The 13,486-nt window shown below is 36.8% G+C and carries 11 protein-coding genes, 2 tRNA genes, 2 rRNA genes and 2 pseudogenes; 15 read left to right on the forward strand and 2 right to left on the reverse strand.

What is annotated here, in order from left to right; all coding sequences use genetic code 11:
• Positions 1-180 precede the first annotated feature (180 nt).
• The 7 genes and pseudogenes from rrf (E4T92_RS08940) to E4T92_RS08970 all read left to right on the forward strand — a co-directional run.
• A 5S ribosomal RNA gene (rrf, locus tag E4T92_RS08940) occupies positions 181-296 on the forward strand.
• Between the two features lie 50 nt (positions 297-346).
• Positions 347-462 (forward strand): 5S ribosomal RNA (gene rrf, locus E4T92_RS08945).
• A gap of 12 nt (positions 463-474) precedes the next feature.
• Positions 475-551: transfer RNA gene (locus E4T92_RS08950), tRNA-Asp, on the forward strand.
• 17 nt (positions 552-568) lie between these two features.
• Positions 569-644: transfer RNA gene (locus tag E4T92_RS08955), tRNA-Trp, on the forward strand.
• Positions 645-712: 68 nt separating this feature from the next.
• On the forward strand, positions 713-1,531 hold the full coding sequence (gene mazG, locus E4T92_RS08960) for a nucleoside triphosphate pyrophosphohydrolase (RefSeq protein ID WP_135094340.1): 819 nt from the start codon (positions 713-715) through the stop codon (positions 1,529-1,531).
• Positions 1,532-1,659: 128 nt separating this feature from the next.
• Positions 1,660-2,525, forward strand: a pseudogene (locus E4T92_RS08965) (IS481 family transposase).
• Positions 2,526-2,581: 56 nt separating this feature from the next.
• Positions 2,582-2,863, forward strand: a pseudogene (locus tag E4T92_RS08970) (transposase); the annotation flags it as partial.
• A gap of 112 nt (positions 2,864-2,975) precedes the next feature.
• Here E4T92_RS08970 and pckA read toward each other — a convergent pair.
• Positions 2,976-4,592 (reverse strand): phosphoenolpyruvate carboxykinase (ATP), encoded by a 1,617-nt coding sequence (pckA, locus tag E4T92_RS08975; protein WP_077542626.1) that lies wholly within the window; start codon positions 4,590-4,592, stop codon positions 2,976-2,978.
• 283 nt (positions 4,593-4,875) lie between these two features.
• Positions 4,876-5,868 (reverse strand): aspartate--ammonia ligase, encoded by a 993-nt coding sequence (asnA, locus tag E4T92_RS08980; protein WP_077542627.1) that lies wholly within the window; start codon positions 5,866-5,868, stop codon positions 4,876-4,878.
• 152 nt (positions 5,869-6,020) lie between these two features.
• On the opposite strand from asnA, the gene asnC reads away from it, so the two are divergent.
• From asnC to E4T92_RS09020, 8 genes are all read left to right on the forward strand, one after another.
• Positions 6,021-6,473: a transcriptional regulator AsnC gene (gene asnC / locus E4T92_RS08985; protein WP_077542628.1), complete on the forward strand. Its 453-nt coding sequence runs from the start codon at positions 6,021-6,023 to the stop codon at positions 6,471-6,473.
• A gap of 325 nt (positions 6,474-6,798) precedes the next feature.
• Positions 6,799-7,230, forward strand: coding sequence for a PTS sugar transporter subunit IIA (locus E4T92_RS08990; protein WP_135094341.1), 432 nt, complete (start codon positions 6,799-6,801; stop codon positions 7,228-7,230).
• Positions 7,217-7,687 carry a PTS sugar transporter subunit IIB gene (locus E4T92_RS08995; protein WP_059366059.1) on the forward strand — a complete coding sequence of 157 codons (471 nt, stop codon included), beginning with the start codon at positions 7,217-7,219 and terminating at the stop codon, positions 7,685-7,687. The genes E4T92_RS08990 and E4T92_RS08995 overlap by 14 nt, the downstream gene beginning before the upstream one ends.
• Complete coding sequence (locus E4T92_RS09000; RefSeq protein ID WP_059366058.1) at positions 7,684-8,454, forward strand: PTS sugar transporter subunit IIC; 771 nt, start codon at positions 7,684-7,686, stop codon at positions 8,452-8,454. Before E4T92_RS08995 ends, E4T92_RS09000 begins: the two co-directional genes overlap by 4 nt.
• A complete protein-coding gene (locus tag E4T92_RS09005) occupies positions 8,451-9,269 on the forward strand; it encodes a PTS system mannose/fructose/sorbose family transporter subunit IID (protein WP_135094342.1) in 819 nt (272 codons plus the stop codon). The genes E4T92_RS09000 and E4T92_RS09005 overlap by 4 nt, the downstream gene beginning before the upstream one ends.
• Positions 9,266-10,108 (forward strand): tyrosine-protein phosphatase, encoded by an 843-nt coding sequence (locus tag E4T92_RS09010; RefSeq protein WP_135094343.1) that lies wholly within the window; start codon positions 9,266-9,268, stop codon positions 10,106-10,108. The genes E4T92_RS09005 and E4T92_RS09010 overlap by 4 nt, the downstream gene beginning before the upstream one ends.
• Positions 10,109-10,223: 115 nt before the next feature.
• A complete protein-coding gene (locus E4T92_RS09015; protein WP_167754045.1) occupies positions 10,224-11,435 on the forward strand; it encodes a histidine-type phosphatase in 1,212 nt (403 codons plus the stop codon).
• Between the two features lie 58 nt (positions 11,436-11,493).
• Positions 11,494-13,446, forward strand: coding sequence for an HTH domain-containing protein (locus E4T92_RS09020; protein ID WP_135094345.1), 1,953 nt, complete (start codon positions 11,494-11,496; stop codon positions 13,444-13,446).
• The last annotated feature ends 40 nt before the right edge of the window (positions 13,447-13,486 follow it).

Here is a 13,486-nt window from a genome sequence, read left to right on the forward strand (position 1 = left end):
GATATTGAGCTAACCCATACTAATTGCCCGAGAGGCTTAACTATACAACGCTCAAGTGTTTTTGAGTGGCTAGTGTGAAATACAACGAATAAAATCATACAGTAATCAGCTTGTGACCGAGAGAACAAACGAAAATAAAGAAAAGTAAGAAATAGGCAATTTGAGTTATTAAAGAATTATCCTGGCGGCGAGAGTGCGGTGGTCCCACCTGAATCCATCCCGAACTCAGAAGTGAAACGCTGTAATGCCGATGGTAGTGTGGGGTATCCCCATGTGAGAGTAGGGCACCGCCAGGTAGTTATTTTTTAAATTTATTTTTCTAAGAGTAAGTTTAAGAAATAGAATTTTTGGCAGTCATAGTGCAATAGCTCCACCTGAATCCATCCCGAACTCAGAAGTGAAATGTTGTTATGCCGATGGTAGTGTAGGGTTTCCCTATGCGAGAGTAGGACACTGCCAAGTGCCAAATTTAGTGGAGTGGTAGTTCAGCTGGTTAGAATACCTGCCTGTCACGCAGGGGGTCGCGGGTTCGAGTCCCGTCCATTCCGCCAATATTTTCATATCAAATAGGGGCGTAGTTCAATTGGTAGAGCACCGGTCTCCAAAACCGGGTGTTGGGAGTTCGAGCCTCTCCGCCCCTGCCATCTAAATAAATTTCATTTTTTCATAAATAAACTTTATACTAGCTCTATTTTTATTTAGGGCTTTATTTATGTCATATTCAATTCAAGACTTTATCAAATTAATCGCTCAGCTTCGTCATCCGGACAAAGGTTGTCCTTGGGATCTTAAACAAAACTATGATTCAATGATCCCTTGTTTAACAGAGGAAACTTATGAAGTCATTGAGGCAATTCAAAATAAGGATATAGCAAATTTAAGAGAAGAATTGGGTGATTTACTGTTACAAGTTGTGTTTTTTAGTCAACTTGCAACTGAGGATAACTATTTTACTTTTGATGATGTACTTAATGATGTCGCTGAAAAAATTATTCGTCGGCACCCACATGTATTTGCAAATGTTACGGTAGAAAATGAAGAGGAAGCCCTTGCCCGTTGGAATAGCATTAAAGCGTTAGAAAAATCTAAAAAACAGACTCAATCTATTCTAGACAATGTTCCTTCTGCTTTTCCCGCATTAATGAGGGCACAGAGGTTGCAAAAACAATGTGCTAAAATTGGTTTTGATTGGAGTGAGATTGGACCTGTTCTCGCAAAAGTAGAAGAAGAGTTGCAAGAAGTTAAAGAGGAATTGAATAAGAACCCACAAAATATTGAAAGAATTGAAGATGAAGTAGGAGATTTATTTTTTGCGACAGTCAATCTATCCCGACACTTAAAATGTAATGCAGAGGAGAGTTTACGTAAAGCAAATCTTAAGTTTGAGAGACGTTTCCGTAAAATTGAACAAAAAGTAAAAGCAGAGGGGGAAAAACTAGAAAGTCTCTCTTTGATAGAAATGGATATTTTATGGGATGAAGTAAAAGGAGAAGAAAAACAGCGAGCTAGTGAACTTGCCTCAAAAAGTTAGCTTCATTTAATTCAGGAGTGAGTTCTGTATTTCTCGGGGGTTAGTCCTTTTAGTTGTAGAAGATCAGACAAATCACAATAAAAAGTGAGCGTTTCCCGTTTAGAATGTGAGCGTCAACTTCAATCTATATAAAAGGGACGCTTGTATTTTATTCTAACAATCCTCTATTTAAACGCAAGACAGCTCTTTACTCAATTTAGTCGACGAACTGGGGAACGGATATATCTCTACTGCCGAGTAAGGTGCTGTTCAGGCTTTGCTTAGTCAAAATCGCCTCCTTCCTAACTTAAAAAATTGTGTCGATGAATCCATAGAGTAAGCTGCGCTTCAATTTGCCTTAGATAATCCAGATTTTGGTCAAGTTCATGTGAGCAATGAATGACGTAAACAAGGTATTTTAGTTTTAGCAGATGATGCTCCATTCTATTTGGTTAAGACATAATTTTGCTAATTTCAAACAAAGATTGACCGCACTTGAGGAATTGTTTACCGAACAAGGTATTATTCTCAATGAATCCCAAGTTTAAGCCTTAGAGAGTAAAAAGAAGATGAATTTGCTTATGGTGAAATTGAAATGGTGTATCCGGGCTATTTTGGTACTCAGGATACTTTCTATGCGGTGAGTCTTAAAGGTGTTGGGTGAACTTATCAGCAAACCTTTATAGACTGTTTGCCAAACTCACACCATGAAAACACCGACTACATCGGCATGCTTAATGATATTGACTATACAAAAACGAAAGTAAAACATCCACAGGCAAGTGGTATCCGTGAACTTTTTCACAAACCCATTTTGCATGAGTTTTATCAAATTGCTTTCAGAAAGCGAATTTATACGGATTTGAGTACATTACAAGCTGACTTGGATGCATGGTTGGTTCATTATAACTATCATTGAACTTATCAAGGAAAAATGTATTGTGGTATAACATCAATAGAAATATTAGTTGATGGAAAACGAATTTGGACGGAAAAGAATTTAAGTTCAAATTAATTTGACAGCTACCTAATTTTAAACGGGGTCTGTCTGACTGGGGTTGAGCTTCTACAATTTATATGCTTTTGAAGATTCCTAAAAAATTGGCACTATCAAGTTTTATAGGATAGCTGAAAGGTAAATCTTCGTTGATGATATTTGAAAGGCACATGCGAATCTAAAATATCAATATGGAAATAGTCCCGATTAGGAAAAGAGGTACTATGTAAGTCCGGTAGGGTTAAACACCAAAGTGGTTGAAGTAATATATAAGAAATCAAGAAAGGGAAGATATGCTTCAGGATAATTTATTGAAGAAAAATATGTTAGTCCCCTTGAGAAAAGATAACCCATAGATTTATTGTAAGGTTGTCGATCTTTTCGTGTACTTCGAGGGGCATGTGAAGTATTAGGACCTTATAGGGCAGGCTAAAAACCGCCCGTTTTACGGGCGGTTTTTTACAACGATTATGCCTTAGGACCTGCCGCAATTAATGCTTTTCCTTCTGTGTTGGTTGCATATTTTTCAAAATTCTTCACGAAACGACCGGCTAAATCTTCTGCTTTTGCTTGCCATTGGGCTTTATCTGCGTAAGTATCGCGAGGATCTAGGATAGTAGGATCTACACCAGGTAAAGCTTTTGGAATTGCTAAATTAAAGATTGGCAACTCACCCATTTCTACTTGCTCAATGGAGCCATCTAAAATGGCATCAATAATACCACGAGTATCTTTAATAGAAATGCGTTTACCTGTACCATTCCAACCGGTATTCACCAAATAGGCCTCTGCACCAGCAGCTTGCATCCGTTTCACCAGCACTTCTGCATATTGTGTCGGATGAAGCGTTAAGAATGCTGCACCAAAACACGCAGAGAAAGTCGGTGTCGGTTCAGTGATACCGCGTTCCGTACCCGCTAATTTCGCGGTGAATCCCGATAAGAAATAATATTTGGTTTGTTCCGGTGTTAATTTAGAAACCGGTGGCAACACGCCAAACGCATCCGCCGTTAAGAAAATCACTTTAGTTGCATGACCTGCACGGGAAACCGGCTTAACAATGTTGTCAATATGATAAATTGGGTAAGACACACGGGTATTTTCTGTTTTTGAACCATCATCAAAATCCACCGAACCGTCAGTACGTACGACAACATTTTCTAATAATGCATCACGGCGAATCGCACGATAAATATCCGGTTCATTTTCTTCTGAAAGGTGAATAGTTTTCGCATAACATCCCCCTTCAAAGTTAAAGACTCCCACATCATCCCAACCATGTTCATCATCACCGATTAATTCACGTTTTGGATCTGTTGAAAGTGTGGTTTTACCTGTACCGGATAAACCGAAGAAGACAGCAACGTCTCCCTCTTTGCCCACGTTCGCAGAGCAGTGCATTGCCGCTACGCCCTTGAGAGGGAGGAAATAGTTCATAATGGAGAACATTCCCTTTTTCATTTCGCCGCCGTACCAAGTACCACCAATTAATTGAATACGTTCCGTTAAATTAAACGCAACGAAGTTTTCAGAGTTTAATCCTTGTTCTTTCCAGTTTGGATTCGTCACTTTGGAACCATTCATCACTACAAAGTCAGGTTCAAAATTTTCTAATTGTTCTTCTGTCGGACGGATAAACATGTTTTTCACAAAGTGGGCTTGCCACGCTACCTCCGTCACAATACGCACCGCAATACGGTCTTGTTCGCTTGCACCGCAGAAACCATCAATTACAAACAAGCGTTTACGAGAAAGCTGGTTTGTCACCAAATCTTTCAAGCTTTGCCAAGTAGCCTGATTCATTGGCTTATTGTCATTTTTTGCTGCATCAGATGTCCACCACACAGTGTCTTTGGTCTTTTCATCTAATACAATGTATTTATCTTTTGGTGAACGACCGGTAAAAATTCCGGTATCCACAGCCACGGCACCCGTAGTCGTTAATGTACCTTTTTCAAAGCCTTCCAAACCCGGCTTGGTTTCTTCTTCAAATAATTGTTCATAGCTTGGGTTATAAACAACCTCTTTTACATCATAAATGCCTAATGTCTCAAGTTGTTTGATTACTTTGTTTACATCTGTCATAACTCACCTCTATCAATAAAAGTCCAAGATTTAATCTAAGGCTATTCTAAAGAAAGCCAATAAAAAAAAATGTTAACTAGATCTCATTTTTGAAAATTGATACCAATTTTGGATTATTTTTTAGGGAGATTTGATGCTCAGTATCAAAAGTGCGGTCAGTTTTTGAATTGATTTTGGAGGCGTGACAACTATTTTGCGAATCATACCTAAATAAAAATCCCCTATCCGAACTTAGATAGGGGCGACTATGATTATCGGCTATTCAATTATAGCGATTTATACCTTAGAGAATATGTTCATACTGCTCTAACATTTCTTTTGGCCATACGCTTGATTGAACCTCACCGATATGCTTTTTACGCAATAAGAACATGGCTAAACGTGATTGACCAATTCCACCGCCAATTGAGAGAGGTAATTTTCCGTCTAGCAATTCTTGATGCCAATCCATTTTTAAACAATCTTCTTTGCCGGTTAGTTCTACTTGTAAACGAAGTGCAGATTCATCAACACGAATTCCCATTGAGGAGAGTTCAAATGCGGTATTTAGCTGTTCATTCCAAACAAGAATATCACCATTTAAACCTTTGTAACCGTTTTCGGATTCTGTTGTCCAGTCATCATAGTCCGGTGCACGTCCATCATGTGGTTTACCATCGGATAATTTACCGCCGATACCCACTAAAAATACTGCACCATATTCTTTACAGATTGCATTCTCACGTTCTTTACTAGAAAGATCAGGGTAACGTTTGACTAAATCTTCACTATGAATAAAGGTAATTTGTTTTGGCAAAATGGAAGGAATGTCAAAACGTGCTTCCACGGCAAGTTCTGTGAGACGAATAGCACGATAAATTGAATTAACGGTTTCTTTTAAATACGCAAAGTTACGGCGACCAGCAGGAATCACTTTTTCCCAGTCCCACTGATCCACATAAACAGAATGGGTTGGATCTAAAGAATCTTCATCCGGACGCAATGCTTTCATATGAACAAATAGCCCCTCGCCTTCTTTGAAGTGAAAACGTGCAAGAGTATGGCGTTTCCATTTCGCTAGAGAATGAACCACTTCATACACAGCATTCGGAATACATTTCACGTGGACTTGAACCGCTTTCTCAATACCTGACAAATTATCTTGCATTCCATTGCCCACTTCACTAAGAATTGGTCCTTGAACCTCAATAATACCCAGTTGCTCGATTAGGTTTTGAGTAAAAGTATTTTTTACAAAACTAATTTCTTGCTGTTGTAAAATAAATGTTTTCTTCATATTTTCCGCCTGTTTTAATAACCAGTAAAATTTTGACTATTATTCAACAAATCATAATTATTATTCAAGCATTTTGTTTACATTCAAAATAAATTTAAATACTATCTAATTAAATAGTGATTTATTAGATAACTTCTAAAGGAGAGTATTTTATGCACAATATTGATAACCTTGATCAAAAAATTCTGCGTGTACTGACTAAAGATGCACGCACACCCTATGCGGAAATGGCAAAAAATTTTGGCGTTAGTCCCGGCACCATTCACGTTCGTGTGGAAAAAATGCGCCAATCCGGCATTATTGAAGGCACAAAAGTGATTATTGATGAACGGAAACTCGGCTATGACGTATGCTGCTTTATCGGGATCATTTTAAAAAGTGCGAAGGATTATGAGAAAGTGATTAAAAAGCTGGAAACCTTTGATGAAGTAGTAGAAGCCTATTATACAACGGGAAATTACTCAATTTTCATCAAAGTCATGACCCACACCATTGCTGAATTACATTCTGTTCTCGCCACGAAAATTCAATTAATTGATGAAATTCAATCTACCGAAACACTGATTTCAATGCAAAACCCTATTTTGAGGGATATTAAGCCTTGACTTTATTTACTTGGTGGACGTTTACCATTTCTAATGGACTATGCTGGCTACTTGGTTTCTTTTATCTATGAGGAAAATTTGTTTGGTGCTAAGAGCATTCATTCAGCGTTGCGAACAGAATATTATATTGGGCAACGATTCCATCAAGTTCTTTTTATTGGCAAAGTTGTACCAACTTAAGACAATTAGCTATTTCTCAATCTACTCTGCATTCTCTGTCACCAAGATTTAGTTTGCACGATATATCGTGCAATGCTAAAAATTGAGTCTCTAGCAACTTTCTCCTACATTGTAATCAATACTTAAACTTATGGAGAAAAATACAATGCCGAAAGAAATTGCCCTAATGTTAATGAGCCACGGAAATTTTGCTAAGGCTGCAATAGAAAGTGCGGAGTTAATTGTAGGGAAACAAACTAACTTCGATACCTTATCAGTATTTACCGTAGATAATGTGGCTCATTTAAAACAGGAGCTACAAGAAAAAATTGACGCATTAGATACACAATCGGGGATTATCTTTTTAACCGATATTCTCGGTGGTACCCCTATGAATTTGGCCTCTCACTTACTCACGAAAGAAAACATCTTAGTCTGTTGTGGCTTAAATTTACCACTATTGTTAGATGTAGTCATGAATCGTGATTTGCCATTTGATGAAATGAAATCACTCATTAAAAATGCCTATCAAAATGGATTAACCATTCGAGATTTCAATGACCTACAAAAACAGGAGGATGAAGATGATTTGCTTTAGTCGTATTGATGATCGCTTGATTCACGGCCAAGTCGTCACAACTTGGGTCAATCTATTCAAAGTGGAACAAATTGTGGTGCTAAACGATAAATTAGCGATAGATCAAACCCAAAAAAATATTTTGACCATGGCAGCACCGCAAGGTATCAAAGTCGTCGTACTTACGATTGAAAAATTTGCAGAAATTTATCAAACAAAAGGACTCAGCAGACGCACAATGTTGCTGTTCACTAACAGCATTGATGTGTTATCAACCGTCAATGCCGGCGTTCCTATTAATGAACTAAATGTTGGCGGAATGCGTTTTCAAGAGGGGAGAACTCAATTAACCAAAGCTTTATCGGTGACTAACGAAGAGCGTTCTGCTTTCCAACAACTGTTGGATAAAGAGGTTACGGTTACTATTCAAATGGTACCAAACGATGAAAAAATCAACTTGACGGAGGTGATTAAATGATAGCTGCACTTTTCGTTGCATTATGGGCGGGCATTTGTGCAATTGACGATATTGGTACGCAAATGATTAGACGACCACTATTGATCGCAACAGTTGTCGGCTTGATTATGGGCGACTTACAAACCGCACTTTTAATTGGTGCAACTTTAGAAGTGATGTGGATGGGGGTAGGCAATGTTGGAGCTTATTCTGCACCGGATATGATTTCAGGCACTGCAATTGGCACCGCATTAGGGATTGCCGCCGGAGGTACGGAAGCAGCTATCGCTCTTGCCGTTCCAACGTCGTTACTTGCTCAGCAGCTCTTGATTTTATACCGTTCTGGCATTGTGGCTCTAAATCCAATTGCAGAACGTTGGGCAGAAGAAGGGGATTTCGATAAGATTTTTCGGATTCAATATATTCCGATGATAATCGCTTTCTTGATTCGCGCTGTACCTACCTTTTTAGCCGTCTATTTCGGTGCGGATTTAATTGCACAAATCGTGGCGCAATTACCGGATAAAATCATTACCGGTTTGAATGTTGCCGGCAAAATCATTCCCTCTATCGGCATTGGTTTACTCATGTTAATGATGTTGAAAAAAGCAGAACTTTGGCTTTTCTTAGTCGCGGGTTTTACGTTAGCCGTTTACCTTAAATTATCCGTCTTGCCGATTACGCTGATCGCTTTACCATTAGCATTAATTTATGACTTAGCAATTCATAAAAATACTCAAGCGATAGTTTCTAATCAAAATACTAATGATGAGGATTATGATCTATGACCGAACAAACTTCACACAAAATTACGAAACAAGATTTAAACAAAGTCTTCTGGCGAATGCAGTTACTCAATGTCACCAACAATTATCAATCTATGCAGGCAATCGGTTTTCTATCAAGTTTCATTCCTGTTTTAAAACGTCTCTATCAAGACAAGCCTAAAGAACAGAAAGTAGAGGCAATGAAGCGTCACCTAAAATTCTTTAATAGCCATGTCAATTCAGATGCGCTGATTCTAGGTATTGCCGCAGCGGTGGAAGAGTCCACCCAAGAAAGTGAAAAAGAAACGGTCACTGCAATAAAAACCGGTTTAATGGGACCGCTGGCGGGATTAGGCGACAGTATTTTGAAATTCACTTGGTTACCTATCTGTGGCAGTATCGGTGCGGCACTAGCACTAAATGGTAGCGTATTAGGCCCAATTTTAATGTTCCTGCTTTACAATATTGTGAATGTTGCGTCTAAATATTACGGCATCCATTATGGTTACCATAAAGGTATGGATATGATTAACGGTAACAGCAATGTTTTACAACGAGTCAGCAATATGGCGAATGTTGTGGGGCTAATGGTGATTGGCGCTTTAATCGCTTCGGTTGTGAGGGTGAAATTCGGTGTCGAATTTAGTGTCGGTGAAAATACGATCAAACTCCAAGAAATGTTTGATAAAGTGATGCCCGGTTTGTTCAGTTTATTAGTGACGGTGGGGATTTATTCAATACTGAAGAAAACCAATGGTAAATATGCCGCCACATTAATTATCGGCACAATGCTACTCTGTATCGCCCTCGTATATTTGGGAGTATTAGTAAAATGACGGCAAATTTACAACAGCAAGCCCAGTTACGAACCCTCTCCATAGAAGGAATGAATAACTTTCGTGATATGGGTGGGTATCTCACACGGGATCATCGAAAAGTCAAATGGCAACGGCTTTATCGTTCCGATCATTTATACAATGCGAGCGAAAATGGGATAGCAATGTTAAAACCACTCAACATTCAGGCGGTAATTGACTATCGTAGCCCCAATGAAATTGCTAAATACCCCAATAAGATTATTGGAACGGAGCAAATTTACCAGTTTGATCCCAATGCCCATACGGCAGAATTGGCAGCACAATTCACCTCATCAAAGGAAAACGAAGATGAAAATTTAGTGAATAAAATCATTGAGCAGAAACAAAACGGTAGTTTGGTACATTATGATGATATTGTGATGAGACAATACAAAAATTTTGTGGAAAAGCCGGAATGCCAACAGGCTTTTGCTTCAATGTTAAAAGTTGCCGCGAATCTGAAAGGTGGCGCTTTTATACAGCATTGTCGTGGAGGGAAAGATCGCACCGGTTTTGGGGCAATGTTACTGTTAGGGGTTTTAGGAGTCGATAAGAATCAAATAATTGATGATTATATGCTGACCCATATCAATCGCTTAGAACGCAATCGACAGAAAATGGCGGTTTATCGCCAAATCACTCAAGATCAAGAAGTATTGAATTATCTTTACTCGCTCATTGATACCAAACCTGAGTTTATTGAAATGTCGATCAATACCATTGAGCGACAATATGGTTCAATTCAATACTATGCCGAACAACAGCTTGGTATCAGTCGTGCGGAAATCCTTCAATTACAAGCGGATTATCTTGAATAATCGGACAATATCTTCTCAAAGTGCGGTTAATTTTGCCGATATTTTTGCATTATGCCGCACTACTCAATCATTGAGGTCTAACATGACAAAATCCTGCCTTCTACTACTATATGCTATGAGCTTTTTATCAAATTATGCGGCAAGCACTGTTCGTACTACGTCAAATACTGACTATCAGTTGGAAAAGGTCTTTATTTTCAGCCGACACGGAGTCAGAACGCCAATTATCAAATCTGATAGTAAACTTACACAAGTCACCCCTTATCAATGGACTGCATGGCAAGAAGCGCCGGGAGAATTGATGTCCAAAGGGGCAGACTTGGAAGTTAAATTTGGACGTTATATTCGAGACTACCTCAATCAACAAGGTTTAACAAAAATCAACCAATGTTTACCGCCGGAACAAGTGTTGATTTATACCAATAGCCTTCAGCGAACCTTAGCAACCGGGCAAGCATTAACATTAGGACTTTTCCCTGGTTGTGGTATTCATCCGGTAAATAATGTAGCTCTTGGTACAATGGATTCGGTATTTAATCCCATTGTGCGTAATGGTAGCGAAACCTTCAAACAAGCAATTATTTCACGCATTACATTAAAACAAGCTCATCAAAAATTACAAACAGCGTATAAAGTTCTCGGTGAGGTCATTAATTATGCTCAATCTTCACAGTGTCAAGGGAGAGATGATTGTAAGTTTTTCTCTGAAGAGGGGAAACTGAAGGTAGAAAAAGGAAAAGAAGTGGGAGTATCAGGAACATTACGTCTAGGGAAAACTATCGTAGATAATTTATTAATTGAGCTCTATGCAAATTCAACTTCATCGAAAATGCTCAGCCAATTAACACCTGAAAAGTGGGAAACCATCAATCAGATTAAAAATGAATACTTCGCCATTTTAAGAGGGGAAAAATTCATTGCAAGTCACCTAGCCCAGCCCTTAGCGGTGTTTATACAGCAAGAATTGTACAATTCCCAAAGAACGATTAGTCTATTGGTCGGACATGATACCAATATTATTACTCTACTTGGAGCATTGGGGGTAAAATCATACCGTTTGCCGAATCAGTATGAATCTACGCCTATCGGAGGAAAAGTCTTTTTTGAAATTTGGCGGGATAAAAAGAATAATACAAAATGGGTGAATACACAGTACATTTATCAAAGTATTGAGCAAATTCAAAAAGATAAAGTATTAACTTTAGCAACCCCACCACAAGCGGTACAACTCCATTTTGAACAATGTAATGAAAACGAATTGGGATTTTGTGCATATTCGGATATTGAAGCCAAAATGACTAAAATTATAAATCAATCATTTGATTAAAGTTAAATAGAGGCTGTTCTTTCAGGCAGCCCTAATTCTTTAAAATAAAGGAAATTGAATGGACATCAGTCAAATTTTAAGGATATTAGATAAAAACAAACGGTATAAAGCGATTTTTTTACTACTATTGAGAAGTAATCAATATATCAATAGTGAAAAATTATCAACTGAAATACAGGTAAGTAGCCGAACAATAAAAAATGACATTAAATATTTGAAAGAAATGCTAGAGAAATATCATGTTGTTATTTTGTCTAAAGCGGCTTATGGTTATAAATTACATATCGAGCAAGACGAACTCGCCAATGCCTTACTTTCTCACTTTCAAATCTCGCAACTCTCTAATATTAATAATAAATTTGAACATCGGGTGAATTATATTCTACGTAGATTACTTTCCAGTGAACACTATATTAAAATTAAGCAATTGCAAGAAGCACTATTCTTAAGTTTTAATAGCTCATTAAGTAAAGAGTTATATCAAGTGAGAAAAACACTTGAAAAGTATGATTTAAAATTAGTAAGCAAGCCTTATTATGGTATAAAAGTTGAAGGGGCAACCTTTAAGAAAATTATGCTTACAATAAGAATGTATAAGTATTTTAACTATAAAACGAAACCAAATTTTTTCATACCTCAATTTAATCAACTTTTCATCCACCCTAACAAAGAAAAAATTCGACTTATATTAAATAAAACATTAATTCAATCTGAAATTTTACTTTCCGATATTTATGCAGAAAGATTTTTATTATATTTAATCTATTTTTATCACCAATATGATCGCCAACAAGATTATCGTATTGATTTACCCGTCCTACCCTTCCATTATAAGAAAACAAAAGAATATCTATTTTTAATCCAACTGTTGGAAAATCTACAAAAAGAAGATATAGCTTACTATTTCTCCCCGGAAGTAATACGTTTTCTCACTTATGTTCTCATTATGAGTAATGATCTTTACCGTTATGCTGATTGCAGTAAGGAAAACTACAATAACCTCATCAAACAAACCGCTGAAATTCATCAATTTATTTTTAATGAAATCACCGCTATTTTATATGTAGATATTTCAACGGATCACACAGGCTTCAAGGATCTGTTTAAATTACTCATTCCGATTACAATGAAAATTTCACTTGGCATATCGGATGATGTGGATCTTGGTTTTTACAATACAAATATTACTCAATCTAACCCTTTACTACTGAAAGTTGTTGAACGTTTAAACAAGGTATTTAAACAAAAATATTATTATCAATTCTCACAGCGTGAGAATTATTTTATTTTTGATGTACTTTCCGGTATTTTCAATCGTATAAAATTGAATAAGAAAAAACTTAAACTGGCTATTATCTCAATCAATGGCAGATTAAGTACTCAACAAATAAAATTCAATTTGAGAAATTATTTTAGTGATGAGATACTTAAAATTGATACAAAGATGCTCTATGAACTGGACTTAAATAAAAATCTCGATTATGACTATTACTTATGTAATAGCTATGGTAAAAATATGGATATTCCTTATTCTCCTATTTATTATGCTGATGATAATATGAAGGAGAATGAATATGTTAGCTCACTTTCTACTATTTTCTATCATACCTACCAATATGATAAAATCTTACCCAAAATCACACCTAGCCCTATTCCTAAAGAATACAAGCTCAACATATTTCCTATTCAAGAATACTTAGAGAAAGATAAATATTATCTATGTTTAGATATTTTATCTAAAAAACAAAAAATAGGTATTTATTGTAATTTATCTGCAAAAGAAGAAACCCTTGATATTCACTATTTTCACGACAGTGAAGATTTCACTTTACATAGTGAAATTGTTTTTATGGTAATTAATCTTAATATTAATCAGAATACTCAGAAGCTAAAAATGTTGATGAATATTATTAAACAAATAGCAAGGCATCAACTTGATTTACGCCAGCTTTGTTTAAGCGAAAATCCGAATTATCAATTCTTTTTTATGAAGGATGATTACAACATTTAAAGCGATAGAAAATGAAGATATTATCTTCATTATTCCCAAA

It is taken from the genome of Pasteurella sp. WM03 (assembly GCF_004570945.1).
Taxonomy (GTDB): Bacteria; Pseudomonadota; Gammaproteobacteria; order Enterobacterales; family Pasteurellaceae; genus Rodentibacter.